Raw genomic sequence first — 23,772 nt, forward strand, 5'->3', positions numbered from 1 at the left:
CTTTGGCTGTTCCTTGCTAGCGAGACCATCCAGCAGCAGAGAGAGGGTTAACGCCAACAGGCCAACGATTGCACGGCAGACCCGCGGGAACGAGAATGCAGCTGCCTCAATGCGCCTTATACGGGACGGGCTCGGGGAGGCCCGCTTCCCGCCGCACCCGCCGGGAAAAACGTTCGATGGACTTCAGCGCCGCCACCACGTCCGCGGGACCAACGTCAAACGGCATCGACTTCATGGTTTCACCCGGCACCGTGGCGGCCTCCGCCACCAAATCCAGTTCCCGCGCGTCGTCCACGGACAAGCCCACCTCGGTGAGAGTGTTCGGCAGGCCGACCCGGGTGGTGAACTCGACAAAGTCCCTGACCTCCGCGGTGGGGGCGCCCTCAAGCACCAGCTGCGTCAAAGACCCGATATTGACCTTCTGCCCGTGGGCGAGTCCGTGCGTCTGCGGCGCGGCGGTCAGGCCGTTGTGGATGGCGTGCGCTGCCGCCAGTCCCCCGGATTCAAACCCGAGGCCCGAGAGCAGGGTGTTGGCCTCAATGACCTTCTCCAGCGCCGGCGTGACCACATGGTCACGGGCCGCATCCAGCGCCGGCAGCGCGAATTCCCACAGCACGTCCCAGCTCAAACGGGCCAGAGCGGTTCCGGTCTCGGTCGGAAGCCCGCCGGCCATGGTCAGCGAGAAGGAGGCTGCCGTGGCCCGGGCTTCAAGCCAGGTGGCAAGCGCATCCCCCACCCCGTAGGCGAGGAACGACGCCGGGGCGTTGGCGACAATCTGTGAGTCCACCAGCACCAGGTCCGGGTTCCGGGAAAAGAACCGGTACTCCTCGAACGCACCGTCGGCGGTGTACACGACGGCGAGGGCGGAGGTCGGCGCATCGGTTGACGCAACCGTCGGCACCGAGGCCCAGCGGATCCCGGCCGCATCTCCGGCGGCCTTGCACGCATCGATGGTGCTGCCTCCGCCGACGCCCACCACCACATCGGCTTCGGCTGCACGGATGGCCTGGGTCAACCGGTCAATCTCGGCAGCAGTGGGGGTGCCGTTGAAGACTTCCCGGGTCACCGGCAGTTCCTGCACCTGCAGCGAGACGGTGATGTCATGACTCACGAAACCCCAGACGACGTCGTCGGCCACCAACAGCGGTTTCTTCCCGATCTGCGCCAGAAACTCGCCCAGGCGGTGAATGGCGCCCGCCCCCTGGACGTAGCGGCCGGGACTGATCACGGTACGAACTGGTGCCTGCTTCATATTGAGCTCCTGACCCACGTCTGGGACGGCTGCGCCGCCGCCCGGATTTCAGCGTAGGGGGCGGGCCATAGCCACGGCTAGGGAACAGTACTGCAACCCGGGGCGGGCCCACCCAAGTGAACGTCAGGCGGAAGCTTCCGGTTCGGTGCAGGAATTGCGCGGCGGCAGCCCGGCCCGGCGGCGGCGGTGCTAACCTGAAGGCATTCGAAAGTGTGTTCTAGGGAGGCGGGTCATGGCAGTCTTTTCCTCGAACCCTTCCCAGCGCCCGAGCGGCGGGGAAGAGGGAGCAGCAACCCGCTCCTCCACCCTGCCGGCCGGCTTCGCCTCCCCGGCCCAGGACTATTACGACGCCGGCATCGACCTGAACCGGCATCTGATCCGGGATGCGACGTCGACGTTCATCATGCGGGTTTCCGGCGATGCCATGGACGGCGCCGGCATCAGCGACGGCGACGAGATTATCGTGGACCGTTCCCTGACGCCCAAGGACGGTTCCGTCGTCGTCGCCGTCCTCAACGGCGAGCTGACCATCCGGCGTTTGCTGCTCACCGGCCAGGGCATCTTCCTGCATGCGGACAGCCCCGGTTCAACGGATATTCCGGTGCCGGATCCGGCCGAACTGTCAGTGTGGGGCGTGGTGACCCGGTGCCTGCACCACGTCTAGCTTGCAGTACCGCCGGTTGGTGCGGCCGCAGCCGAGGAGCTCGCCGTGGCTGAGCAGCAGCGGTTCGCTCTGGTGGACGTCAACAGCTTTTATGTTTCCTGCGAGCGCGTTTTTGATCCGTCGCTCGCCGGCATTCCGGTAGTGGTGCTGTCCAACAATGACGGTTGCGTGGTGGCGCGCTCCGATGAAGCCAAGGCCCTGGGCATCAAAACCGGAGAGCCGTGGTTCAAGCTGGCCGAGGCCGCACCAAAACTGGGCCTGGTGCAGCGCTCGAGCAACTATGAACTGTACGGAGACCTGAGTTCGCGGGTGATGCAGCTGCTGGCCCGCTTTTCCTCGGAGCAGGAAATCTATTCCATTGACGAGTGCTTCCTGCACCTGAACGGAACCGATGAACAGCTGCGCAGCCGCGGAACCGAAATTCGGGCCGCGGTGGCGCGGAACATCGGGCTGCCCGTCTGCGTGGGGATTGGCAGCACCAAAACCCTGGCCAAGTTCGCCAACCGGATTGCCAAGCAGAATCCGCATCTGGGCGGGGTGTGCAACCTGGACGCCCTGGGTCCCGCCGTCGTCGACACCATCATGTCCCGGGTGCCGGTCACCGGACTGTGGGGTGTGGGCGCGCGGAACGGAACCCGGCTGAACGCTCTGGGCATTCACACGATTGCGGACCTGCGCGACGCCGATCCCGTCGTGATCCGCGCCAAGTTCTCCGTGGTGCTGCAGCGGACGGTGCTGGAGCTGAACGGCACCGCGTGCATTCCAATGGAAACCGAATCCGCCGACAAACAGCAGGTGCTCTTTTCGCGCAGCTTTGCGACGCCGGTGACCACCCGCGAATCCATGCGCCAGGTCATGAGCCTCTACGCACAAAAAGCAGCCATCCGGTTGGCGAAGGAGGGGCAGCTAGCCACGGTGATGACGGTCTTTGCCGCGACGTCCCGGTTCAATACGACGGCGGCATCATCGCCTTCAGCGACAGTGCGGCTCGAGCGGCCCACAGCCGATCCGTTGGTGCTGACCCGCGCCGCCATCACCGCCATGGACTCACAGGTGGTGGAGGGTGCGCCCTACGCCAAGGCCGGCATTATGCTCACCGGCCTGTCCCCTGCCGGGGCAGAGCCGGTGTTTGATCTCTTTGACGCCGGCCCGGAGCAGCCGGACATCGGTCCGCTGCTGGCACAGGTCACGGACAAGTACGGCGCCGCCAGCATCGGTCTGGGTTTGGCCGGGATGGCTTCCGCCAAACCGGACTGGACCATGGCCCGGAAATTCGCCTCCCCGCGCTTCACCACGGAGTGGTCGGACCTGCCGGTGGTGAAGGCGGTTTAAGCGGTCACATGCTCCTCGCACAGCCAGGCACTGAGACGGAACAGTGAAGTGCAAACTATCCCTGACTGTGCACCGTGACGGCGTATCCTTCGGAATCGAGGAAGGTGAAAGTGGTGCCGAACGGCCCCTCGAAAGGCGGCTGCACGATCCGCACTCCCGCGTTGGCCATGGACCGGTGAAGCGTCTCCGCCTCCGGGTCATGCAGCCACAGCGCCACGCCCAATCCCGGCTGTTCGACAGCGTCCAGGTTCACTCCGGGCGCCGCTTCACGCACGGCAAAAGCTATAGGCGAGGTTGCAAAGACAACGGCGCCGGGAGGGGAAGCAGGCGCCCGGGTCAGGCCGACCATATCCTCATAAAAAGCTGCGGCCTGTTCCAGACTTCGCACCTGAAGGGCGATGAAATCGGGTCCTGTGACGGTCATGGTGTCTCCTTGGATTATGTGTCAGGTTACTGACATACGTCATCGTATGTCAGGATATTGACATGAGCAAACCTGACCGTCCACAGATCGGATATCTCCTCAAAGAGGCCCAAGCTGTGCTTCGGGTGCGCATGGATGAGGTGCTGCGGCCGCTGGGCCTCAGTGTTCCGCAGTACGTATGTCTGCATCTGCTCGAGCGCGAGCCGGGCATTTCCGCGGCTGAGCTCGCCCGGGGCGCCTTCGTCACGCGGCAATCGATGAACACCCTGCTGCAAAACCTGCAGGACCGGGGTCTGGTGGAGCGCCCGGCACGGCCGGCGGCGGGCCGGACCCTGCCGGCGGTGCTCACGGGACCGGGAGCTGAGGTGCTTGCGGACGCACAGGCTCTGGTTGACCAAGTGGAAACCCGAATGCTCTCCCGCCTTGATGCACAGGGCGTCGAAGGGCTGGGCGCGGCACTGTCCCTGTGTATCGAGGCCTTGGAGGCGCCGGCGTCGGGCAGCTGACAGCTTGGGGCCCCGCATAGCCGGACCCGGCATGGGACGCTGGTGACATGGATTTGATGGTCTCGCCCGCGCTCACGATCCCGGCGTCAGAGCTGAGCTGGCGGTTCTCCCGCTCCTCCGGGCCCGGCGGCCAGCACGTGAACACCTCGGACAGCCGCGCTTCCGTGTCCTGGAACATCGCCGATTCGGCGGTGTTGTCGGAGACCCAGCGGGTGCTGCTGCTGAGCCGCCTGCAGCGGCGCCTCATCGACGGCGTGGTTACGGTGACGGCGTCTGAACAGCGCTCACAGCTGCGCAACCGGGAGATAGCTCTGGCCAAGCTGGCTGACCTCGTGGCGGAAGCCCTTGCTCCCGAAGCTGCCCTGCGCAGGAAAACCAAACCCACGCGGGGCTCGAACTATCGGCGCCTCGATGCCAAGAAGCAGCGGGCTGCGACAAAACAGCAACGCAGAAGGCCGCCGACGGATTAGCGGCTGCTTCGGTGGTGACACGTTCAGCTTCGCCTGCCCGGACTACAAAAAACCCCCGACATGCGGGGGCATCCTGTGGAGCTTAGGGGAATCGAACCCCTGACCTTTTCATTGCGAACGAAACGCTCTACCAACTGAGCTAAAGCCCCTTCCCCGGCACCAGCCGGGCGGCTCCGGAGAGCTAACCCCGATTCTAGACCCGCTCCCATGCCCCCGCGCAAATCGCAGCCGCCAAACGAGCGCCGGAGGCCCCCGAACCGGGCCCGACCCTGCCTCCGGAACCGCACCCCGGGCTATCCTGACAGCCCGGCCGCCAGCATCCGGCCGGCCGGAAACGCACCTCTATTCCGCAAGCGAAAAGGAGCAGTGCCATGTCCCTCATCGAAGATGTGATCAGCGAACGGCCCGACGGCGCCGGAACAGACCTCTTGGCCGTATCCACCTGCGTTATTGCCTGCTTTGACTGCGTGCAGGTCTGCAACGCCTGTGCGGATGCCTGCCTCAGTGAAGACATGCTCGGCGACATGGTCGAGTGCATCCGCATGGATCTGAACTGCGCCGACATCTGCGCAGCTACCGGCGCCACTGTAGCGCGCACCGGAACCCGGTACGGCGGATACGACGGGAGCACGGCAACCCTGCTGCGCGCCTGCGCCGCAGCCTGCCGCCGGTGCGCCGAAGAGTGCGAACAGCATGCCGCCGCACACGGGCACTGCCGGATCTGCGCGGAAACCTGCCGCCGCTGCGCCGCCATGTGCGAGGAACTGCTGGTGGTGTTGGAACGCGGCTGAGGATCCCCCAAAAAGAACCCGGCGTACGCACAAACTAGGCCCCCGCCCAACGCCGGCACGACGGCGGGGCCGGGCTATGTGCCCGACGCCAGAACCATCCCGCGCAGGTAGGCTGCCTGGCCCGCGTGCTCCAGGCCGTCCCCCAGGATGCTGACCAGCCGGACACCCAGAGTGACGGGCGGATCCCAGGCGGTGTCCACCACCTGGTCAAGGTCGCCGCCGTTCACACCGGAGACAAAGGCGGCCGTACGCGAATGCACCGCCTCGTAGTAGTCCAGCAGCACGTCGGCCGACTGGACCTGAACCAGGGCCACCTGCTCCGAATCGTGCCCGTAGCCGGTGTCATCCACCGCCAGCGGCAGCCCGACGCGTTGGTACCAGCCTTCTGCCGTCCACGCCTGCTCGTGCCCGGCCAGCGGAGCTATCTGGGCGTCTTCGCTCCGCGCCAGGTGCCAGATCAGCCAGGTAATCGAATTTCCCGCCGGGTACGGGCGGTGGTTCAGGGCTGCAGCATCCAGGCCGTGCACAGCCCCGCGCACGGCCTGGGGCAGGCGGCCGAAGGCATCAATGAGAAGATCGCTCTGTTCCATGGCGGTTGACTCCGTAGGTCGCATTTCGGCGCCGGACTGCGGCGGGGGATCGCGGCCATCCTTTCACGCCCGGTACCGCCGGGAAAGGGAGGAAGCACAGAAGTGCCCTCCTCAAAAAATTCGGCGGCCGGCCGGTTCCATCTGCCGGCCGCGGCCCTAAAATTGCCAGATGAGTTGGACTGACGAGCGTCCTCCCTGGCTTCCGCCCCTGCCGTCACCAAACCGCGGGAGAGTGCGGATCATCGTGGGCATGACCCTGATTATCGCCGTCATGCTCGGCATCCTCGTGGTCGCTTTCCTGGGCGAAACACTGAGCATGTATTCCTGGTGGCCGCTGGCCGCCGGCCTGGCGTTCCTCATGTCCGGGCTGTTGAGCCGCCGCCGGATGCCGTGATGTTCCAAGCGGGTTAGGCAAGCTTTCTCTTGCTGGAATTACCCCGCCGGCAGGCCTATAACGAAAGCATGAAGAGACTCTCAGCGATCCGGCGATACCCGGTGGTGGCGGCAACAATCGCCGTCGGGCTGGCAGTCCTGGCGCTGCACGGAGCCGGCCTGCCGGCTGCCGCCGCCTGGCTCGCTTCCGGCTACGCCCTGCTCGTCGCCGCAGCCACCGGCGTCCGGATGATTCGTGACCTGCGCCGCGGCCACTGGGGACTGGACATCCTCGCCGTACTGGCCATTCTCGCCACCGTTGCAGTGGGCGAATATGTTGCTGCCCTGATCATCGTGCTGATGCTCTCCGGGGGTGAAGCGCTCGAAGACTATGCGGCCAGCCGGGCCCGCAGCGAACTAGATGCCCTGCTGGAACGGGCACCGCAGACAGCGCACCGGATGCAGCCCGGAACGGAGACGCCGGCGGACATCCCGGCCTCCGAGGTCAGTGTCGGGGACATCCTGCTCATCAAACCCTCCGAACTGGTGCCCGTGGACGGCATCCTGCTCAGCGCTGAAGCTTCCTTTGACGAGTCGTCGCTGACCGGCGAATCGCTGCCGGTCTCCCGCACCGCAGGAGAGACGGTGCTGAGCGGTTCCGTCAACGGCTCGCAGGCTGTCCGCATCCGGGCCACGGCCACGACCGAGGACAGCCAGTACCAGCGGATCGTGGCTCTGGTCCGCGAAGCCTCGGAGTCCAAAGCACCCGTGGTGCGGCTGGCGGACCGGTTCGCGGTGCCCTTTACGGCGGTGTCCCTGCTTATCGCCGGCGCCGCATGGTTCCTCAGCGGTGATCCGGTGCGCTTCGCCGAGGTGCTTGTGCTGGCCACACCCTGCCCGCTGCTGATCGCCGCCCCGGTGGCTTTCCTGGGCGGTATGAGCCGGTCCGCCCGCAACGGCATCATCGTCAAGGGCGGAGCCACCCTGCAGCAGCTGGCCCGGGCCCGCAGCATTGCCTTCGACAAGACCGGCACCCTGACCTACGGCAGGCCACGGCTTGTATCCGTTCATCCCGAGCCGCCGTTCACCGCCGATGAGGTGCTGCAGCTCGCTGCCTCCGCCGAGCAGTACTCTTCCCATGTGCTGGCTGCCGCGGTGCAAACTGCCGCCCAGGACCGCGGACTGGCCCTTCGCCCGGCCGCCTCGGCATCGGAAGTGGCAACCAACGGAGTGCAGGCCAGCATCGGGGGCCGCACCGTGCTGGTCGGCAAACAGCGTTTTGTCGCGGCTGCAGTGCCAGACGAGGTCAGCGCTCCGGCGGCCGGGCAACTGATGGTTTATGTCGGGATTGACGGGCGGTTCGCGGGCACGCTGGCCCTCAGCGACACTCCGCGGGAAAACGCACAGGCCACCCTGGACCGTCTGGCGGGACTCGGGCTGCAGTCTCCGGTGATGCTGACCGGAGACGGCAAGGCCTCGGCGGAAGGCACCGCGGCCGTACTGGGTATCCGCACGGTCCATGCGGAACTGCTGCCCGAGGACAAGGTCCGCCTGGTCGCGGCCCTGCCGCAGCGGCCGGTGATCATGGTGGGCGACGGCGTGAATGACGCGCCGGTGCTTGCAGCCGCCGACGTCGGAATTGCCATGGGTGCCCGCGGATCCACGGCCGCCGGAGAATCCGCCGACGCCGTGATCGTCACCGACGACATCTCCAAAGTGGCCGACGCCGTCGACATCGGCCGGCGGACCATGCGCGTGGCGCTGGGCAGCATCTGGCTGGGCATCAGCCTCAGCGTAGGACTGATGCTCACCGCCGCCTTTGGATTCATCCCCGCCGTTGCCGGGGCCCTGACCCAGGAGCTGGTGGATCTGGCCGCCATCCTGAATGCACTGCGGGCGCTGGGCGGCGGAAGAAGCGCGGCGCCGGTGCCCTCCGTTCCGCCGGAGTCCCGGAAAGTCCGCGAAGTGCGGGCCTAGGGAAGAATGGCGGCCTGCAGCACTGCTCCAGCTCCCTTCAGCGGGGCCTCTCTGTGTCGTCCGGTGCGCTATCTATCTGTCTTCACTGCTGTGTTGCCTGCCCAGGAGGGGACGATAAAAGCACAAATGCCCCGGGTGCGCTTCTACAAATATTTACAGAGAGGCGAGGGCCATGTAGTGCTCCCGGCTATATCACGGGTGCGCACGGAGGTGCAGACTTGTTAGCCGATCGGCTTGCGGGCGTGCCATGAAGGCCATTTCTTTTGGCGTTAGAGTTCGGTCCATGATCATTTGGCTCAACGGCGCCCACGGAGCGGGAAAGACGACGACGAGCACGCTCCTGCAGCAATTACTGCCCGACGCACGCGTCTTCGACGCTGAGAAGGTCGGCGAGGTGCTCATGGACATCAAGCCGGGACTTCCTGCAACGGATAATTTCCAGCACTGGGAACCGTGGCGACCGCTCGTTGTCGAAACCGCTCGGCGCGTGCTCGAGTACACCGGAGGCACACTCGTGATGCCGATGACTGTCCTGGTCGAGAGCTATTGGCGGGAGATCAGCGGTGGTCTTGCCAAGCACGGCGTACCGGTCCAGCATTTCGTGCTCCACGCCGATCAGGCCACGCTTCGCGACCGGATACAGAACGACAAAGTCCTCGGCCCCTCGACGTTCCGCTTCGCCTACGTGGAGCCGTACGCCGAGGCAGCCCGTACCTGGCTCCACAAAGCAGCCGAGGTCATCGACACCACTGGCATCACGGCGGACCAAGCCGCCCAGCAGATCGCAGATTCAATGCTTGGCCGGATTTCGAACCGGATCAACGGCTAGGTTCGGCCGCTGGGATTTTTTGAGAAACCACCCACACTCACAAGGCGATCCAAGTGCCCGTAAGCCGGCGCCCCGGTGAAACGCGCTGCTGCCCCTTCCCCTCTAGGGACATTGCCATGCCGATGCTGGCATCGAGGTTTGCATGTCCCTGCCCGCGAAAAATGCCCGGTGAAGGCGGCCCAAACGCTACAGCTGAACGCATGCAACTACATGTCAGCGTTGCCGCACGGGCGTGCACGAATGCGACCCTTTCCGTGCATGCTGATGCATCCCTAAAGACCAGGTGCCAGATCACCTATCTTCCGCGGGGCGCTCGGCGGCGCGAAATCACCGGCGCCGGTGCCCTCCGTTCCTCCGGAGGCGCGGGACGTTCACGAAGCCCTTGCCTAAAAAAGCCAGCACCTAGAACTGGATACCGCGCGAGAGCCCGCCGTCCACGAGGAGGTTCGCGCCGGTTGTCCGGCTGGAAACCGGGCTGGAGAGGAACACGACGGCGTCGGCTACTTCCTGCGGGACCCCCATCCGGCCCGTCGGATTGAGCGCCATCGACGCGGCGAAGAGTTCCGGGTTGTTTGCCTCGATGCTCTGCCACACCCCGCCGTCGTGATACGTGTTTCCGGGCGAAACGGTGTTGGCCCGGATCCCCTGGTCCGCCAGCTGGAAAGCCAGGCCGGACATGTACGCAATGAGCGCGGACTTCACCGTTCCGTAGGGGCCGGAGGTGAAGTCCACTTCCCGTCCGGAGACGCTGGAGATGGCAACGAGGGAGGGAGAGGAGCTGCCCCGAACATGCGGAATCGCTGCCTTCATGAGGCGTACGGTGCCCAGCAGATCCACATCGAGGGAGGCCTGCCACCCTGCGTCGGAATCGTCGATGGCGAGGGCGCTGACGTTGCTGACCACCGCGTCGATTCCGCTAAAGCGTTCGGCCGCGCCCTCAACCCAGCGTGCCACCGCCGCAGCATTCCCCATGTCCACCGCCGTGCCCTCCACCAGCGGTCCCACGGCAGCCAGAACCTCCTCCGTCTCCGCCACTTGGGAGGCGTTGCGGGCGCAGAAGGCCACGTTGGCGCCTTCCGCCAGGAAGGTTTCCACGATGGCCCGGCCAATCCCCCGCGTTCCTCCGGTCACCAGCGCGGTCTTTCCGGTCAGCTGCAGATCCATGGTGATCCTTCCGGGTGAATGCTAAACGAGTTCGGTACTGGCTAGACGAGTTCGGTACTGGTTAGACGAGTTCGGTACTGCGGCGGCGAAGATCGGCGTGGAGACCCTCATAGGCGTCCGCCGGCGGAAACAGTGCCTTCCGTGCCTTGACTACCACGCTGTAGTTGGCGTCCACCGCGTTGGCAATGGGGGCAAGCGCGGTCTGGGTCAGCAACTGGTACGCATCCATCTGATGGAGCCCGAAAAGCTCACCAAACCAGCGAACCATCTCCACCTGCCCAATCCGCCAGGAGTCCTCCATGGGACGCGAGGAGCCAACCGCCATCCACTCCGTGTCGGTCTCCAGCCGCGGCCAGGCCGGGGCTCCGCCCTTAATCAGTTCCACGATGATCGTGGAATTCATCGCTCCCTCAACGGCGGTGCCGCAGGCTTCGCCCTCCCCCTGCCGGTAGTGTCCGTCACCGACGGAAAACAAGGCACCCTCTTGGTTGACCCCGAGGTAGACCGTCGTTCCAGCCTTTACCTCCGGGGAATCCATGTTGCCGCCGAAGCGCTCCGGCACCAGCGAGGAGCGCACCTCTCCGCCCGGCGGCGCTACGCCCACGGTGCCGAGCATCGGTTCAAGGGGAAGCGCAATCTCAAAGTCTCCGAAGCGGGCCTGAAATCCCACCGTCTGCCGTACGGAGTCAACGTGGTAAATCCAGGTGGTGTCGGGCAGCGGATCCTGCAAAAACGCTGTCCGGTCGGTACTCGTCAGACCGCCGAAAAATGGAATAGTGGCCGACGCGCCGTAACTCCGGGCGGGAGAGAGCTCCACGATATGCAGGGCCAGCGTGTCCCCGGGCTCTGCCCCTTCAACATAAAAGGGTCCGGTCTGCGGATTCACAAAATTCAAATCGACTTTTTCACTGGACAGGTCCTCAACCGACGTCAAGGCATTGTTGAAGGCATCCTCGGACCATAATTTCAGCGCTGTTCCCGGTTTTATCCGCAGCACCGGAGCTGCTCCCCCGAAGGTATAGACAAGTTGTTCACGACTGGGCCTGTATTCGACGGTCTCCATGCCCGGATACTATAGGCGCCGCTTTTCACAAACAACAGGTCTGGAGCGCCGCGAAAAAGCCCCTCCGACTGACCGGCAAACGCTTGCCCGTCCCTCCGGCTGCCGGCGGGAGGGATAATGGACACCGGTCCGGATCAGCCGCGGCCGGAGCTCAGATCTACCAGCTAGGGGACGTCCATGACCTTGATCGACAACGGTGTGTATGTGGACGGCAAGCGGCAACACACTCCGGACAACCTCGACGAGACCTTCGAATTGACGCGCACGTCCGGCGGGATGGCGTGGATTGGCCTGTACCGGCCCGACGACGTTGAGCTGCTGGCAGTCGCCGAAGAATTCGGCCTGAACCTGCTGACCGTGGAGGATGCCCTGGCCGGACATCAGCGGGCCAAGCTGGAGCACTACGATGACACCCTCTTTGCGGTGCTGCGCCCGGCCCGCTATCTCGATGAAGTGGAGCGCGTGGAGTTCGGCGAGCTGCACGTCTTTGTCGGTCCCAACTTTGTTGTCACCGTCCGGCACGCCGAATCCCCGGATCTTGGCCGCGTGCGCAAGCGGCTGGAACAGGAGCCGGACCTGCTGGCACTTGGCCCCCATGCCGTCCTCTACGCCGTGATGGACCAGGTGGTGGATGAATACGCGCCGGTGGCCGCCGGGCTGGAGAACGACATCGACGAGATCGAGGACCAGCTCTTCGGCGGCGACGTCGAAGTGTCGCGCCGCATCTATGAACTTTCCCGCGAGGTTATCCAGTTCCAGCGGGCGCTCTCTCCGCTGGAAGGCGTGGTGGGAGCCCTGCAGCGCAACGCAGACCAGTTTGGTGTTCCCGCCGAGCTGCGGGACAACCTTGGGGACGTACTGGACCACGTGCTGCGGCTGATCGACCGGGTCAATGCTTACCGCGCCCTGCTGGAGAACGCCCTGAACCTGGCCTCCACGCTGGCCTCGAACCGGCTTGCCGAAACCAGCATTGAACAAAACGAGCAGGTCAAGCGCATTTCTTCCTGGGCCGCCATCCTCTTTGCCCCTACTCTGGTGGGAACCATCTACGGCATGAACTTTGAACACATGCCGGAGCTGGGCTTGGAATGGGGTTATCCGCTGGCACTGGTGGCGATGGTGGTTATGGGTGTTGCCCTGTATGTCACATTCAAGCGGAACAAGTGGCTCTGACGTTCAGCCTGCTGGCTCGCTGAAGTCCGTCTTTGCGGTATTCTCCATTGGTTTCGCGACCCTCACGGCATTGCGTTCAGTAACTGCTATGCCAGCGATGAAAACAGTGACGGCGAAATACAGGGGGATGAACCCCCCGAACCCGTCATCCTCCGGCATCCTCTGATTAGCCAGCAGGAACACCGCCGCCGCCACGGCTGCCCAGACGGCACTCCAAGTGAGCTTCACGGCCGTGCGTACGCCATGCCACATAGGAACTTTGCCGGTGACTCCGGTTTCCGTGCCATTTGCAGTCATACCCAGCCACGCGCCGACTTTACCCATGTTTTGGATCACTCCATTTCCGAATAATTCGTTGAACGTCGAAAGCTGCGGCCCTGCTATTCCCGGTTTCCACGCTCCCAGATCATCATCAAGGATCCAACTTATTCCGGCCCGCCCCCGGAATGCGACAATTGACGGATCCCTTCCCGGTGGGGATAAGAGATACGATCCGGGCATTCTCCCGCTGACAGGAAAAGGACGGCCATGATGCGTTTTAGGACACCCGGCGGACGGCTGCTGCCGGCCGCCGCCCTCAGGCTGGCAGCGGCACTGCTGGTTGTCGCCGCCTTGGCTTCCTGCGCTGACAGTCCGGGCTCCGGGACGCCGTCGGTCGAAGGAACGTGGGGTGACACCGGCGATTCCAGTGCCCCCTCGCTGGACTTTGCATCCGACGGACGCGTTAGCGGAACCGACGGGTGCAACCGGCTGATGGGTCACTGGACGCAGGAGGGCGCGTCAGTGGCGCTTAAGGAGATGGCCTCCACCCTGATGGCGTGCCAGGATGTGGACACGTGGCTCTCGGCAGCCGCCACCGCCGAGGTGGACGGTGACACGCTGGCATTGTTCAATTCGGACGGCGAACCGATCGGCACCCTCCGGCGCTAGGGCTGGCCGGCCGGTTCATCGAAGTGGATGATCTGCCGCAGGGCACGCCCTTCAGCCAAATCGTCCATGGCCCGGTTGATATCCCCGAGCCCGATTCGGGACGAGACCAGTTTTTCCACCGGCAGCCGGCCCTGACGCCACAAATCGGCAAAGACGGGAATATCCCGGGACGGAACGGCAGAGCCCAAATAGCTCCCGATGATCGTCCGGGCCTCCGCAACCAGTGTGAGCGGCGAAACCCGGGCCATGGCATCCGGTGCCGGCAAGCCCACGGTAATCGTGGTGCCGCCCGGCTCCGTCAGGGCGACGGCGGTCTCGAAGGCCCGGGCGTTCCCGGCCGCTTCCACCACCACGGGCGCCGTAATTGCTCCGGACTGCGCATCCGCCGGGCTGTAGGCAGCAGCAGCTCCCAGCGCCACGGCCTGGTCCAGTTTGTCAGGATTTGCATCGATGCCTATGACTTCGGCCCCCAGCGCCCGGGCTGTGAGCAGGGCGGCCATGCCGACGCCGCCCAGGCCCACCACGATCAAGGTGTCCCCCGGCACCGGCTTGGCCAGGTTCAGTACGGCACCTCCGCCGGTCAGGACAGCACACCCCAGCAGGGCAGCAACCTCGGGTGGAACGTCCGCGTCCACCTTCACCACCGACCGCTGGTCAACGACGGCGTGGGTGGCGAAACCCGAGACGCCCAGGTGGTGCAGCACCTGGGCGTCTCCCCGGTGAAGCCGGACTCCTCCGGAGAGCAGAGTCCCCGCGGTGTTCGCCGCCGTCCCCTCGCTGCACGGCAGCAGGCCATTGGATTGGCAGCCCCGGCAGGACCCGCACCGTGGCAGGAATGTCATCACCACGCGGTCCCCGGGGACCAGGTCCAACACGTCGCCGCCCACGCTTTCCACGATGCCGGAGGCTTCGTGGCCCAGCAGCATGGGCACGGGCCGCACCCGGTCCCCGTTCACTACGGACAGATCCGAATGGCAGATTCCTGCGCACTCTATCCGGATAAGGATTTCACCGCGCTCCGGGGCATCAAGTTCCACATCACAAACCGTGAGCGGCAGCGAGTCCGCGTACTTTGCGGATTTACCCACCTGTTCCAGAACTGCACCCCGGATTTTCATGCGCTCCGCCTCATCTGTTGACCGTTAGCTGGCTTCTTTCCTGCAATCTACCGGTTCCTCCCGAAGCCCTGCCTCAATTTCTCAGGCCCCGGGATCAGGAGCGGCCCTGCGTCTGGACGTCTTCCACGTGCAGGTCCGCTCCCTTGGTTTCCCGAACCATGGAAACGGCAACAAAAGAGATGACGCACAGCACCATGATGTAGATACCGATGGACGGGGACCAACCCGTCTCGTTGAGCAGCATCTGCGCGATGGTCGGGGCAAACGCGCCGCCGAGAATCGCGCCGAGCGCGTAACCGATGGAGACGCCGGAGTAGCGCACCCGTGCCGGGAACATCTCCGCGTACAGGGCCGACTGCGGACCGTAGGAGAGCCCCAACCCAATGGTGAGCACGAAGATGGATACCGCAAACAGCACGATGTTGGCAGTGTCGATGAGCAGGAACATCGGTACGGACCAGAGGAAGACCCACGCGTAGCCGATCTGGAACGTCTTGATGCGGCCAATCCGGTCGGAGAGTATCCCGCCGTACAACGTAAAGATCAGCCAGCCGAAGGAGCCCAGGGTGGTGGCGAGCAGGACTGAAGGCCGGTGCATGCCCAGCCCTCCGGCGTCGACCTTGCCCGTGGCATAGGAGGCGAAGAAAGCGATGACCAGGTAGCCCGCGGCGTTGTTGGCGATGAAGATCAGGGCGCTCAGGATCACTTCGCGGGTGTTGTGCTTGAACAGCTGGGCCAGCGGTGCGGAGGACTCCTTCTTGCGTTCCTGGATTTCCTTGAAGACGGGACTTTCCGAAACGGAACGGCGGATGAAATACCCGACGCCGATCAGCACCACGGAGAACAGGAACGGGATCCGCCAGCCCCAGGACAGGAACTGCTCCTCGCTGAGGGTGGTGCTCAGTACGTACATGACGAAGGTCGCCAGAATCATGCCGATGGGAACACCGATTTGGGGGTAGGCCCCAAAGAGCCCGCGCTTGTTAACCGGTGCGTGTTCCACCGAAAGCAGGGCCGCACCGCCCCATTCTCCGCCGGCGGAGAAGCCCTGCAGGATGCGCAGCAGCACCAGCAGGATCGGAGCGGCAACGCCGATCTGAGCGTAGGTGGGAACCAGGCCGATCAGGGCCGTTGACGCGCCCATCATGAGCAGGGTGAAGACCAGCATTTTTTTCCGACCCAGCTTGTCGCCGAGGTGCCCGGCGACGACGGCGCCCAGCGGACGGAAGAGGAAACTGATACCGATGGTCGCAAAGGAGACCACCTGCCCCAGCGGCCCCTCGCTGACGGGGCCGAAGTACAGGGTCGCCAGAACGAGGCCGGCAGCCTGGGCATAAATAAAGAAGTCGTACCACTCGATGGTCGTGCCGACCAGCGTTCCGGCGAGGACTTTCCGTTCCTCATGCGTCATGCGCCCGTGGGGCTTCGCTGCAGTGTTGTTGCTCATGAAAACTCCGTTGTTGTCTGGGGGGTCAGCTGTGTGATCAGCGGGTGCGCAGGCAATAACTGAAAGAACGGTCGGTCACTGCCTGCGGTAAAAATACACCCAATGAGAGGTAGATCACAGAAGGCGACCCGAGATGCCCGTTTATGACGAAGACGGGCCGGGTAAATGAAGCGATGCTGCAACCGAGCCCGGGCTGGCCGGGCTGGGGGTTGGAAGGGCGGCAAAAGAGGTTCAGAATGGTTTTCGGTTTCTGACCTGCCTCATCCCGCATGCCCATCCGCAGTCCCCACCGGACCCCATCCCATCCCCATCCCCCACCGAACGGCGCCTTCCCCTTGGACACCATCAAACCGGGAACCCTTAAACCCTGGCCGGCCCTTTGGTCGCTCGTCATCGGCTTTTTCATGATTCTGGTGGATTCCACCATCGTGAATGTGGCCACCCCGGCCATCATGGCCGACCTGAGCGCCGACATCGACAAGGTCATCTGGGTCATCAGCGCCTACCTCCTGGCCTACGCAGTGCCGCTGCTGGTCACCGGCAGGCTCGGCGACCGCTTCGGCCCCCGGCGCATCTACCTTGCGGGACTGGTGGTCTTCACCGGATCCAGCGCCTGGTGCGGCTTCGCCGACACTGTGGACATGCTCATCCTGGCCCGGGTGGTGCAGGGCCTGGGCGCAGCACTGATGACGCCCCAAACGATGTCCGTCATCACCCGGATCTTCCCGCCGCAGAACCGCGGGACCGCTCTCGGGCTGTGGGGCGCGACGGCGGGCGTGGCCACTCTGGTGGGCCCGGTCCTGGGCGGCGTCCTCGTGGACAGCCTGGGCTGGGAATGGATTTTCTTTATCAATGTTCCCGTGGGAGTTGTCGGGTTCATCCTGGCATTCCGCCTCGTGCCGAAGCTCCCCACAGCCGTGCACCGCTTCGATCTGCCGGGCGTCTTCCTCAGCGCTGCCGGGATGTTCTGCCTGGTGTTCGGCATCCAGGAAGGCGAATCGTACAACTGGGGCACGATTGCCGGTCCGCTGTCCGTGTGGTCACTGATCATTGCGGGCCTCGTCCTGCTGGCACTCTTTGTCCTCTGGCAGCAGGTGAACCGCAGCGAACCGCTCCTGCCGCTGAGCCTGTTCCGGGACCGCAACTTCTCACTCGCCAACGCTTCCATCACTGCGATGGGGTTCGCCATTACGGCATTCTCACTGCCGCTGATCCTCTATGCGCAGACCGTCCGCGGCCTCAGCCCCACCCAGGCGGCACTGCTGCTGACACCCATGGCGGTGCTTTCGGGCGTGCTGGCACCGCTGGCGGGCAAACTCGCCCAGCGGGGCAACCCGAAATTCATGGCCGTCGCAGGTTTCGCAGCCCTGTCCGTATCCCTGTTCTGGCTCGGGAGCATCCTGACCCCGGATACGCCGTACTGGCTGCTGATGCTGCCCGTCGCACTCATGGGCCTGGCCAATTCCTGCATCTGGTCTCCAGTGTCCCTGACCGCCACCCGGAATCTTGCCCCCTACGTTGCCGGCGCCGGCTCCGGTGTCTACAACACCACCCGGCAGTTTGGCGCCGTTATCGGCAGCAGCGCGATTGCCGCCATGATGCAGTCCCGTCTTAGTGCACAACTGGGTGCCGACGCGGACGGCGGACAGGCATCGGGCGGCGTCCTGCCGGAACCGCTGGCCGCCGGCTATGCAACAGCCATGGGCCAGTCCCTGTACCTGCCCGGCGTCGTGATTCTGATCGGCCTGGCCACGGCTCTCTTTTACGCCCGCCCCGCCGCGGAAAAGGCCGCAGCCGGATCCTCCCCGGCAGCCACCCCCGGCACGGAGAAATCCTCCCGCGGGCAGTGACCCCCGGCCGCGCGCATCCTGCGGAGCCGGCGTACTGAGTGTCCGGCCGTGCGCAGCCGCGAGTCGCCGTAGGGAATGCCTCCGCGCAGACGCCAGCCCACTGCGAGCCACACACACAGCGCCCGCTCCAGTATCCACAGCGGGGCCCAGAGTGCGGCACCAGGGCTGAACACCCCGGCGCCGTGCGCCCGCCGCCGGCCCGCTTCGGCCGCGAGAATGCCCGCAGCCGCGAGTGCCGCCAACCCCGCAGGTTTCCGCAGGCACACCAGTATTGCGGGAAGCAGCGCCAGCTCGGCGGCCAGGCGCACGGGCTGGGCAAAGTCGTCATAGGCCTGCCGCACCCGCTGGCGCCGAAAGTGCGGAGCCGAACACGGGACCCGGGGAACAAACAGGTCATCAGCCCTGATCTCGCGTCCCCCCGCTGCGCGGACGGTCCGCAGCAGCTCCAGGTTTTCGAACAACACGTTTCCGCTGTACCCCCCGGCGGCCTGAAGGGTTGATCTGCGGAGAACAAGCGTCCCGGGGTAATCCGATCCGAAGGCCCGGTTGATCAGCGTTCTGGCCGTATCCCAGCGGGCATGCCAGGGAAGCGGGCCAGGGAAAAAATTCTGGGGACGGACGACGTCGGCCCCTGCCAGCAGCGCGACGGCGCGCTCCAGCGCCGCACGCGTGTACCGCACGTCGTCGTCGGCAATTACGAGGTATTCGCGCTCCATCAACTGGACACCGGTCAGCACCCCCGCCACTTTTCCGTTGGCGCAACCCGAGTGCCGGGGCCGGCAGTGGCGCACTGCACGGGGAAGGGCACGGGCGTGGGCAGCAAACACCTCCGGAGGTGATCCATCAACCACCAGGACCGGGATCCAGCGGCTCAGCTCCTCCAGATAAGAGCACAGCGGTTCCAGATCCGCGTCGTCGTGCCATTTGAGCGGCAGTATGTATCCGGCCTCCGACAGCTGCGGCCCTCCACTCGTCACGTTTCCTCCTTGCCCCCGCACCGGCCCCGCAGTCCGTCCCCGTGGCTACTGCTCCGGCGGCCGGCGCTCCGCGACTGTCGGGAAGGGGCAGCCGCGGAGCGGTCCTGCTATTCCTTGTGCAGTTTGTCCTGCATGCTGCCAGCCATCTTCTCGACGACGTTCGGCAGATCGGTGGTGCCGTAGTAGCGGGCATCCACGCGGGTGGGCGGCGGCATGGGCGACGACGTCGTCGGTCCCTCGTGGTAGCTGAACTCGCCGTGGCCGTCGGGCGTGGGGCCCGAAGCCCAGGTCCCCTCGGACGCAGCCTTCCCGTCGGAGAAGTTCAGGTACTGGTAAGACACGGACCGTTCTTCCTTCTTGATCGGGAAGTTCGACGGAACGGGCAGCAGTTCGGCGCCTTCCGCCTGCAGTTCCTTCGCCGCCGCCATCCACTGGTTCTGGTGCATGGTGTCCCGCGCCAGCAGGAAGGACAGCATGTCCCGCACCCCGTGGTCATCGGTCATGTGGTAGAGCCGGGCGACCTGAAGCCGGCCCTGCATTTCCGCGTTGGCATTGGCCGTGAAGTCAGCCAGCAGGTTGCCGCTGGCGGTGATGTAGCTGCCCTGCCAGGGGTTTCCGTTGGAGTCCACGGGGCGTGCTCCGGCACCGGCAACGATGGCCTGCTGGACGTCCATGCCGCCGACGACGGCCGCCACTGTCGGGTCGGACTGAACGGCGTCTTCGGTAATGCCCAGCGGCGCCTTTTCCAGCAGCTGGGCGATCATGATCGCCAGCATCTCCACGTGGCCCATCTCCTCGGCGCCGATCCCGTAGAGCAGGTCCCGGTACTTGCCGGGGATGTGGGAGTTCCAGGCCTGGAAGCCGTACTGCATGGCAACGGTAATCTCACCGTACTGGCCACCCAGGACTTCCTGGAGTTTGCGGGCATAGACGGCATCCGGCTTGTCAGGCGTGGCCTTGAACTGGAGCTCCTGTTTATGAAAGAACAATCTGCACCTCCGAAAGACGTTTCCGGCTTACGGTCCGCGAGGGGGACCTGCGGTCTTATGCTGAAAAAGCTAGCCCAAAGACAAACTTGTAAGCAAGCTTTGTATTATTACGGCTGCATGGGGGCATGGCGTATTCCACACAAGTAACGGTGCAGGCCAGGGGCGAAAAACCCCGGTGGAGGCCTTTGACGAGGTCCTCAGTGATCATCTCCAGAACCTGATTCTGGACAGCGCTGATGTGCAGGAATTCCTCTCCCGATTTGCGGACTATTCGACGAGGCGCTTCTCGACGGACGACTCTGAAGTTATCTGCGGCCTGACCCTGCTGCGGGACCGGAAACGGATCCGCGTTGCCTTCAGCGATGAGCGGGCGCACCGGCTGGACGAGATCCAGAACGACTTCGGCGAGGGACCGTGCCTTTATGCTGCACGGGAGCAGGCCACGGTCCATCTTTCCGATCTGGGTCGCGAGACGCGATGGCCCGAATATGCCGCAGTTCTCCGGGAGCACGGTATTGCTTCGCTGGCTGCCGTGCCGTTCAACCTCGAATCGGACGGATCCGCAGCCCTCAACCTCTACTCAAGACGCCCCGATGCCCTGGACGCCCCGACGATTGCCGCAGCCGAGGAATACGCCGGGAGGGCAGCCAAGCCCCTGCGGCCGGCCGTACGGTTCTCGGTCCGCGAAGACAACGCCGTTGACCTGGCTGCTGCCTTGGAGTCACGGACGGTGATCGATCTTGCGGTGGGAACCATTATGGGCCAGAACCGCTGCAGCCAGCACGAAGCGTTCACCATCCTGCGGACAGCGTCCGGGCGGAGCAACATGAAGCTCCGGGACCTGGCTGCACAGCTCGTAGCCTCCGTAGGTGAACCAGCACCGCAGACACATTTCGACACGTAAGCCTCGGCCGTCCCAGCCTCGTCAGCACCGTGCAAAGTGAGGGTGCCTGGGGGATTGCGGGCACAGCGACCCGGGCGTTACCGTTGTTACGGCCCAGAAGTGCGCCATGCTTTCCACCAACACGTCATGGTCCGGGGAAGATATGGAACATAAACTTAACGCACTGATCCGGCTGGACCTTGATCCGGCCTCTGCTGTCATTGAAATTACCGGCTGTCTAACCCTGGGCGGTTCCCAGGCGCTCCTTCCGGTGATCCGCCGCCTCGGAAACCTCATCCCCGGCGGACACCATTTCGTCACGGTGAGCCTCCTGTGTGCCAGACACATAGACGCCGAGGGGCTTGCCTACCTGCAGGGGCTGCGCTCCATGTCGGCCGAGTCATTGACGGGCGCTCCGCTGACACTGCGGATCCAGGCGCCGGACATCCTGCCGGAATGCCCTGCCCGCGCCTACGTTTCAGCCGGGACCGGCCGCAGCACCATGAGGGGGGCTGACTGGTGAGAACCAGATACCTGAAACCTTTTTTCCCCGACCAGTTGAACTCAATGGGGCTTCCCACCGACCCGACTGACGCCCATGGCCTGGCAGCCCTGCCGACCCCTACCCTGCAGGGACTGGCGGACCGGGTTTTTGAGCAGCTGGACACCGACTATCCGTCGCTGGAAGCCGCTGACTGGTACAACGCCCTGGCTGATGTCCTGAGCCAGCGAGCGGACAGTCCTCAGGTCTTGGACCGCCCAGCCTGAGCCAGCTGCACAAGCCGCACAACCTCTCCGGCGGGGGCCGAAATTTTGCGTTGGTCTGTGTAGTATCGGATATATCCGAGCGTGGCACGGACACTGTCTCCAAGCACTGTCCCTCTCACGCGGCCCACCGTCGGACCGGCACTCACTGGCCCCGAAACGAATGCGAGGCCCAGTATGGCTGCCGACCTTCCGCTCGATGAATTGTCCACCACTTTTGCCCGGATTCAGGGGCTGCTGCTGACCGAGGAAACGGTCGGTCATGCAGTGGACCTTCTTGCTGATGCTGCAAAGGAAGCCATTCCGGGAACCTCGGGGGCGGGCGTGTCCCTGATGGACGAACAGGGGCGCCGAACCAGCCGCGGAGCCACCGACGATATCGTGAAGCAGGCCGATGCACTGCAGTACGAACTCGGTGAAGGCCCGTGCATCACGTCCTGGGCAGCAACGGGGATCGTGCGCTCGGACGATCTGGCTACTGAAGAACGGTGGCGCCTCTGGACCCCGCGGGCCGCCGCACTGGGGCTGCGTTCCGTCCTGAGCGCACCGCTGGTCTTCCAAACCGAGTCACTCGGAGCCATCAAGGTTTATTCGAAGCTCCCGGGCGCCTTCGACGCGCGCAGCGAACGGCTGTTGACCCTCTTTGCCGGTCCGGCTGCCACACTGCTGGCCAACGTTCAGTCCGCCCAGGCTCCCCGCCGCCTCAGCAGGCAGCTCAAGGAGGCCATCACCAGCCGTGACTCCATTGCCTTTGCGCGGGGCGTCCTCATGGAGCGCGAAGGCCTGAGCGAGGACGACTCCATGGCGCGCCTTCTTGAGATCGCACGCAGCAGCAGGGCAACTCTCCGCGCTGCCGCCGAGTCGATTGTCTCGGGCAGCGGAAAGCACCAGGGCTAAGGACGGGAAGAATGGGCTTTGATGCGGTGGAACCGGAACAGCGGAGACGGCTGAGGTTGGCATTAACCCAGGCTGGCCTCGGGACTTCCCAGCTCTGGATGAAGTACTTCAGCATTGGCGGCGAGGCCGGGGAGTATGAGGTGGATGCGTACCTGAACGGTTCTTTGTCCCTTCCCCCGCTGCAGCGCGACATCCTGGCACATGCGGCAAACGAGCTGATTGACGACCTGCCTCCCCGGCTGCGTGCACCCTACTGCGACGACGATGACCTGGCCGGTCCAGGCAACCGCCGGGAGCAGTCCTCCGATGAGTTGCGCACCGAAGGAGAGTCCGGCCGGGAATCAGGCAGACCCCGCAGGGATGCCGGTCCGGACCAGGGATGATCCGGACCGGCAAAGGTTCCTACTCCTTGTTCAGCTTGTCCTGCACGGCGCCGGCCGTTTTTTCAACGGCGTTGGGCAGCTCGGTGGTGCCGTAGTAGCGGGAATCGGGGTGGGTGGGCGGCGGCATGGGAGCCGACGTCGTCGGTCCGTCGTGGTAGCTGAACTCGCCGTGGCCGTCGGGCGTGGGCCCCGAAGCCCAGCTCCCCTCGGACGCTGTTTGGCCGTCGGAGAAGTTCAGGTACTGGTAGGAAACCTCGCGGTATTCCTTGTTCAGCGGGAAGTTGGACGGGACGGGCAGCTGCTCCGCTCCCTCCGCCTGCAGTTCCAGTGCTGCGGTGGTCCACTGGTTCTGGTGCATGGTGTCCCGCGCCAGCAGGAAGGACAGCAGGTCCCGAACCCCGTGGTCGTCGGTCATGTGATACAGGCGGGCTACCTGCAGGCGCCCCTGCATTTCCGCATTGGCGTTGGCCGTGAAGTCGGCCAGCAGGTTGCCGCTGGCGGTGATGTAGCTGCCCTGCCAGGGGTTTCCGTTGGAATCAACGGCACGGGCGCCGGCGCCGGCCACGATGGCATGCTGGACATCCATTCCGCCCACCACTGCCGCCACCGTGGGATCGTCCTGCACGGCATCCGACGTAATCCCCAGCGGAGCCTTTTCCAGCAGCTGGGCGATCATGGTGGCCAGCATCTCGACGTGGCCCATTTCCTCGGCGCCGATCCCGAACAACAGGTCACGGTACTTGCCCGGAACGTGCGCATTCCAGGCCTGGAATTCGTACTGCAGAGCCACCGTGATTTCACCGTACTGTCCGCCCAGGACTTCCTGAAGCTTGCGGGCATAAACGGCATCGGGCTGGTCAGGCGTGGACTTGAATTGAAGCTCCTGCTTGTGGAAAAACATATGTACCTCCGGGAGGGTTGAAGCA

27 protein-coding genes and 1 tRNA gene are annotated in these 23,772 nt (G+C 64.7%); 16 read left to right on the top strand and 12 right to left on the bottom strand.

The window, feature by feature from the left end; all coding sequences use genetic code 11:
• Positions 1-106 precede the first annotated feature (106 nt).
• A complete protein-coding gene (locus tag WKB88_RS09555) occupies positions 107-1,252 on the bottom strand; it encodes a glycerol dehydrogenase (protein ID WP_341394332.1) in 1,146 nt (381 codons plus the stop codon).
• Positions 1,253-1,484: 232 nt separating this feature from the next.
• Between WKB88_RS09555 and WKB88_RS09560 the strand changes: the two genes are divergently transcribed.
• Both WKB88_RS09560 and WKB88_RS09565 read left to right on the top strand, forming a co-directional pair.
• Positions 1,485-1,916, top strand: coding sequence for a LexA family protein (locus WKB88_RS09560; protein ID WP_341394333.1), 432 nt, complete (start codon positions 1,485-1,487; stop codon positions 1,914-1,916).
• A gap of 45 nt (positions 1,917-1,961) precedes the next feature.
• Complete coding sequence (locus WKB88_RS09565; RefSeq protein WP_341394334.1) at positions 1,962-3,248, top strand: Y-family DNA polymerase; 1,287 nt, start codon at positions 1,962-1,964, stop codon at positions 3,246-3,248.
• Positions 3,249-3,303: 55 nt separating this feature from the next.
• On the opposite strand, the gene WKB88_RS09570 is transcribed toward WKB88_RS09565, so the two are convergent.
• Entirely contained in the window at positions 3,304-3,672 is a 369-nt protein-coding gene (locus WKB88_RS09570; protein WP_341394335.1) for a VOC family protein, read from the bottom strand.
• Between the two features lie 62 nt (positions 3,673-3,734).
• Here WKB88_RS09570 and WKB88_RS09575 point away from each other — a divergent pair, with 62 nt between their 5' ends.
• A complete protein-coding gene (locus tag WKB88_RS09575; RefSeq protein ID WP_341394336.1) occupies positions 3,735-4,178 on the top strand; it encodes a MarR family winged helix-turn-helix transcriptional regulator in 444 nt (147 codons plus the stop codon).
• Positions 4,179-4,225: 47 nt separating this feature from the next.
• Positions 4,226-4,648: an alternative ribosome rescue aminoacyl-tRNA hydrolase ArfB gene (gene arfB / locus WKB88_RS09580; RefSeq protein WP_341394337.1), complete on the top strand. Its 423-nt coding sequence runs from the start codon at positions 4,226-4,228 to the stop codon at positions 4,646-4,648.
• Positions 4,649-4,724: 76 nt separating this feature from the next.
• On the opposite strand, the gene WKB88_RS09585 is transcribed toward arfB, so the two are convergent.
• Positions 4,725-4,797 (bottom strand) — tRNA-Ala (locus tag WKB88_RS09585).
• A gap of 222 nt (positions 4,798-5,019) precedes the next feature.
• Between WKB88_RS09585 and WKB88_RS09590 the strand changes: the two genes are divergently transcribed.
• Complete coding sequence (locus tag WKB88_RS09590; protein ID WP_341394338.1) at positions 5,020-5,439, top strand: four-helix bundle copper-binding protein; 420 nt, start codon at positions 5,020-5,022, stop codon at positions 5,437-5,439.
• 74 nt (positions 5,440-5,513) lie between these two features.
• Here WKB88_RS09590 and WKB88_RS09595 read toward each other — a convergent pair whose 3' ends face one another.
• Positions 5,514-6,029 (bottom strand): mycothiol transferase, encoded by a 516-nt coding sequence (locus WKB88_RS09595; protein WP_341394339.1) that lies wholly within the window; start codon positions 6,027-6,029, stop codon positions 5,514-5,516.
• Positions 6,030-6,198: 169 nt separating this feature from the next.
• Between WKB88_RS09595 and WKB88_RS09600 the strand changes: the two genes are divergently transcribed.
• The 3 genes from WKB88_RS09600 (at position 6,199) to WKB88_RS09610 (ending at position 9,207) form a co-directional block, all read left to right on the top strand.
• Complete coding sequence (locus WKB88_RS09600; RefSeq protein WP_341394340.1) at positions 6,199-6,423, top strand: hypothetical protein; 225 nt, start codon at positions 6,199-6,201, stop codon at positions 6,421-6,423.
• A 68-nt stretch (positions 6,424-6,491) separates the two neighbouring features.
• Positions 6,492-8,378: a heavy metal translocating P-type ATPase gene (locus WKB88_RS09605; RefSeq protein WP_341394341.1), complete on the top strand. Its 1,887-nt coding sequence runs from the start codon at positions 6,492-6,494 to the stop codon at positions 8,376-8,378.
• 283 nt (positions 8,379-8,661) lie between these two features.
• Positions 8,662-9,207, top strand: coding sequence for an AAA family ATPase (locus WKB88_RS09610; protein WP_341394342.1), 546 nt, complete (start codon positions 8,662-8,664; stop codon positions 9,205-9,207).
• 402 nt (positions 9,208-9,609) lie between these two features.
• Here WKB88_RS09610 and WKB88_RS09615 read toward each other — a convergent pair whose 3' ends face one another.
• On the bottom strand, positions 9,610-10,371 hold the full coding sequence (locus tag WKB88_RS09615) for an SDR family NAD(P)-dependent oxidoreductase (RefSeq protein ID WP_341394343.1): 762 nt from the start codon (positions 10,369-10,371) through the stop codon (positions 9,610-9,612).
• A 61-nt stretch (positions 10,372-10,432) separates the two neighbouring features.
• A complete protein-coding gene (locus WKB88_RS09620; protein ID WP_341394344.1) occupies positions 10,433-11,434 on the bottom strand; it encodes an acetamidase/formamidase family protein in 1,002 nt (333 codons plus the stop codon).
• A gap of 177 nt (positions 11,435-11,611) precedes the next feature.
• Between WKB88_RS09620 and corA the strand changes: the two genes are divergently transcribed.
• Positions 11,612-12,607: a magnesium/cobalt transporter CorA gene (gene corA / locus WKB88_RS09625; protein WP_341394345.1), complete on the top strand. Its 996-nt coding sequence runs from the start codon at positions 11,612-11,614 to the stop codon at positions 12,605-12,607.
• 3 nt (positions 12,608-12,610) lie between these two features.
• On the opposite strand, the gene WKB88_RS09630 is transcribed toward corA, so the two are convergent.
• Positions 12,611-12,931, bottom strand: coding sequence for a hypothetical protein (locus WKB88_RS09630; protein ID WP_341394346.1), 321 nt, complete (start codon positions 12,929-12,931; stop codon positions 12,611-12,613).
• Positions 12,932-13,135: 204 nt separating this feature from the next.
• On the opposite strand from WKB88_RS09630, the gene WKB88_RS09635 reads away from it, so the two are divergent.
• The gene (locus tag WKB88_RS09635) at positions 13,136-13,537 is read left to right on the top strand and encodes an META domain-containing protein (RefSeq protein ID WP_341394347.1); all 402 of its coding nucleotides are present in this window, start codon (positions 13,136-13,138) and stop codon (positions 13,535-13,537) included.
• On the opposite strand, the gene WKB88_RS09640 is transcribed toward WKB88_RS09635, so the two are convergent.
• Positions 13,534-14,655, bottom strand: a complete 1,122-nt coding sequence (locus tag WKB88_RS09640; RefSeq protein ID WP_341394348.1) for an alcohol dehydrogenase catalytic domain-containing protein — start codon at positions 14,653-14,655, stop codon at positions 13,534-13,536. The genes WKB88_RS09635 and WKB88_RS09640 overlap by 4 nt on opposite strands.
• A 94-nt stretch (positions 14,656-14,749) precedes the next feature.
• Positions 14,750-16,102, bottom strand: a complete 1,353-nt coding sequence (locus tag WKB88_RS09645) for an MFS transporter (protein WP_341394349.1) — start codon at positions 16,100-16,102, stop codon at positions 14,750-14,752.
• A gap of 404 nt (positions 16,103-16,506) precedes the next feature.
• On the opposite strand from WKB88_RS09645, the gene WKB88_RS09650 reads away from it, so the two are divergent.
• On the top strand, positions 16,507-17,952 hold the full coding sequence (locus WKB88_RS09650) for a DHA2 family efflux MFS transporter permease subunit (RefSeq protein ID WP_445818906.1): 1,446 nt from the start codon (positions 16,507-16,509) through the stop codon (positions 17,950-17,952).
• On the opposite strand, the gene WKB88_RS09655 is transcribed toward WKB88_RS09650, so the two are convergent.
• Complete coding sequence (locus WKB88_RS09655) at positions 17,865-18,929, bottom strand: glycosyltransferase (protein ID WP_341394351.1); 1,065 nt, start codon at positions 18,927-18,929, stop codon at positions 17,865-17,867. The two genes, WKB88_RS09650 and WKB88_RS09655, sit on opposite strands and share 88 nt — an antisense overlap.
• Positions 18,930-19,036: 107 nt before the next feature.
• On the bottom strand, positions 19,037-19,918 hold the full coding sequence (locus tag WKB88_RS09660; RefSeq protein WP_341394352.1) for a manganese catalase family protein: 882 nt from the start codon (positions 19,916-19,918) through the stop codon (positions 19,037-19,039).
• A 175-nt stretch (positions 19,919-20,093) separates the two neighbouring features.
• Between WKB88_RS09660 and WKB88_RS09665 the strand changes: the two genes are divergently transcribed.
• From WKB88_RS09665 to WKB88_RS09685, 5 genes are all read left to right on the top strand, one after another.
• The gene (locus WKB88_RS09665; protein WP_341394353.1) at positions 20,094-20,822 is read left to right on the top strand and encodes a GAF and ANTAR domain-containing protein; all 729 of its coding nucleotides are present in this window, start codon (positions 20,094-20,096) and stop codon (positions 20,820-20,822) included.
• 142 nt (positions 20,823-20,964) lie between these two features.
• Positions 20,965-21,324 carry a hypothetical protein gene (locus WKB88_RS09670; RefSeq protein ID WP_341394354.1) on the top strand — a complete coding sequence of 120 codons (360 nt, stop codon included), beginning with the start codon at positions 20,965-20,967 and terminating at the stop codon, positions 21,322-21,324.
• A 44-nt stretch (positions 21,325-21,368) separates the two neighbouring features.
• The gene (locus WKB88_RS09675; RefSeq protein ID WP_341394355.1) at positions 21,369-21,569 is read left to right on the top strand and encodes a hypothetical protein; all 201 of its coding nucleotides are present in this window, start codon (positions 21,369-21,371) and stop codon (positions 21,567-21,569) included.
• 174 nt (positions 21,570-21,743) lie between these two features.
• A complete protein-coding gene (locus tag WKB88_RS09680) occupies positions 21,744-22,463 on the top strand; it encodes a GAF and ANTAR domain-containing protein (protein ID WP_341394356.1) in 720 nt (239 codons plus the stop codon).
• Between the two features lie 98 nt (positions 22,464-22,561).
• Entirely contained in the window at positions 22,562-22,846 is a 285-nt protein-coding gene (locus WKB88_RS09685; protein ID WP_341394357.1) for a hypothetical protein, read from the top strand.
• A 19-nt stretch (positions 22,847-22,865) separates the two neighbouring features.
• On the opposite strand, the gene WKB88_RS09690 is transcribed toward WKB88_RS09685, so the two are convergent.
• The gene (locus tag WKB88_RS09690) at positions 22,866-23,747 is read right to left on the bottom strand and encodes a manganese catalase family protein (protein ID WP_341394358.1); all 882 of its coding nucleotides are present in this window, start codon (positions 23,745-23,747) and stop codon (positions 22,866-22,868) included.
• Positions 23,748-23,772: the final 25 nt, after the last annotated feature.

Origin of the sequence: Arthrobacter sp. G119Y2 (genome assembly GCF_038069765.1) — a bacterium.
Taxonomy (GTDB): Bacteria; Actinomycetota; Actinomycetes; order Actinomycetales; family Micrococcaceae; genus Arthrobacter_B.

Excerpts from the sequence above, each read along its gene's own strand:
- WKB88_RS09555 (WP_341394332.1), bottom strand. The coding sequence starts at position 1,252 with ATGAAGCAGGCACCAGTTCGTACCGTGATCAGTCCCGGCCGCTACGTC.
- WKB88_RS09560 (WP_341394333.1), top strand. The coding sequence starts at position 1,485 with ATGGCAGTCTTTTCCTCGAACCCTTCCCAGCGCCCGAGCGGCGGGGAA.
- WKB88_RS09570 (WP_341394335.1), bottom strand. The coding sequence starts at position 3,672 with ATGACCGTCACAGGACCCGATTTCATCGCCCTTCAGGTGCGAAGTCTG.
- WKB88_RS09575 (WP_341394336.1), top strand. The coding sequence starts at position 3,735 with ATGAGCAAACCTGACCGTCCACAGATCGGATATCTCCTCAAAGAGGCC.
- arfB (WP_341394337.1), top strand. The coding sequence starts at position 4,226 with ATGGATTTGATGGTCTCGCCCGCGCTCACGATCCCGGCGTCAGAGCTG.
- WKB88_RS09590 (WP_341394338.1), top strand. The coding sequence starts at position 5,020 with ATGTCCCTCATCGAAGATGTGATCAGCGAACGGCCCGACGGCGCCGGA.
- WKB88_RS09595 (WP_341394339.1), bottom strand. The coding sequence starts at position 6,029 with ATGGAACAGAGCGATCTTCTCATTGATGCCTTCGGCCGCCTGCCCCAG.
- WKB88_RS09600 (WP_341394340.1), top strand. The coding sequence starts at position 6,199 with ATGAGTTGGACTGACGAGCGTCCTCCCTGGCTTCCGCCCCTGCCGTCA.
- WKB88_RS09605 (WP_341394341.1), top strand. The coding sequence starts at position 6,492 with ATGAAGAGACTCTCAGCGATCCGGCGATACCCGGTGGTGGCGGCAACA.
- WKB88_RS09610 (WP_341394342.1), top strand. The coding sequence starts at position 8,662 with ATGATCATTTGGCTCAACGGCGCCCACGGAGCGGGAAAGACGACGACG.
- WKB88_RS09615 (WP_341394343.1), bottom strand. The coding sequence starts at position 10,371 with ATGGATCTGCAGCTGACCGGAAAGACCGCGCTGGTGACCGGAGGAACG.
- WKB88_RS09620 (WP_341394344.1), bottom strand. The coding sequence starts at position 11,434 with ATGGAGACCGTCGAATACAGGCCCAGTCGTGAACAACTTGTCTATACC.
- corA (WP_341394345.1), top strand. The coding sequence starts at position 11,612 with ATGACCTTGATCGACAACGGTGTGTATGTGGACGGCAAGCGGCAACAC.
- WKB88_RS09630 (WP_341394346.1), bottom strand. The coding sequence starts at position 12,931 with ATGGGTAAAGTCGGCGCGTGGCTGGGTATGACTGCAAATGGCACGGAA.
- WKB88_RS09635 (WP_341394347.1), top strand. The coding sequence starts at position 13,136 with ATGATGCGTTTTAGGACACCCGGCGGACGGCTGCTGCCGGCCGCCGCC.
- WKB88_RS09640 (WP_341394348.1), bottom strand. The coding sequence starts at position 14,655 with ATGAAAATCCGGGGTGCAGTTCTGGAACAGGTGGGTAAATCCGCAAAG.
- WKB88_RS09645 (WP_341394349.1), bottom strand. The coding sequence starts at position 16,102 with ATGAGCAACAACACTGCAGCGAAGCCCCACGGGCGCATGACGCATGAG.
- WKB88_RS09650 (WP_445818906.1), top strand. The coding sequence starts at position 16,507 with ATGATTCTGGTGGATTCCACCATCGTGAATGTGGCCACCCCGGCCATC.
- WKB88_RS09670 (WP_341394354.1), top strand. The coding sequence starts at position 20,965 with ATGGAACATAAACTTAACGCACTGATCCGGCTGGACCTTGATCCGGCC.
- WKB88_RS09675 (WP_341394355.1), top strand. The coding sequence starts at position 21,369 with ATGGGGCTTCCCACCGACCCGACTGACGCCCATGGCCTGGCAGCCCTG.
- WKB88_RS09680 (WP_341394356.1), top strand. The coding sequence starts at position 21,744 with ATGGCTGCCGACCTTCCGCTCGATGAATTGTCCACCACTTTTGCCCGG.
- WKB88_RS09685 (WP_341394357.1), top strand. The coding sequence starts at position 22,562 with ATGAAGTACTTCAGCATTGGCGGCGAGGCCGGGGAGTATGAGGTGGAT.
- WKB88_RS09690 (WP_341394358.1), bottom strand. The coding sequence starts at position 23,747 with ATGTTTTTCCACAAGCAGGAGCTTCAATTCAAGTCCACGCCTGACCAG.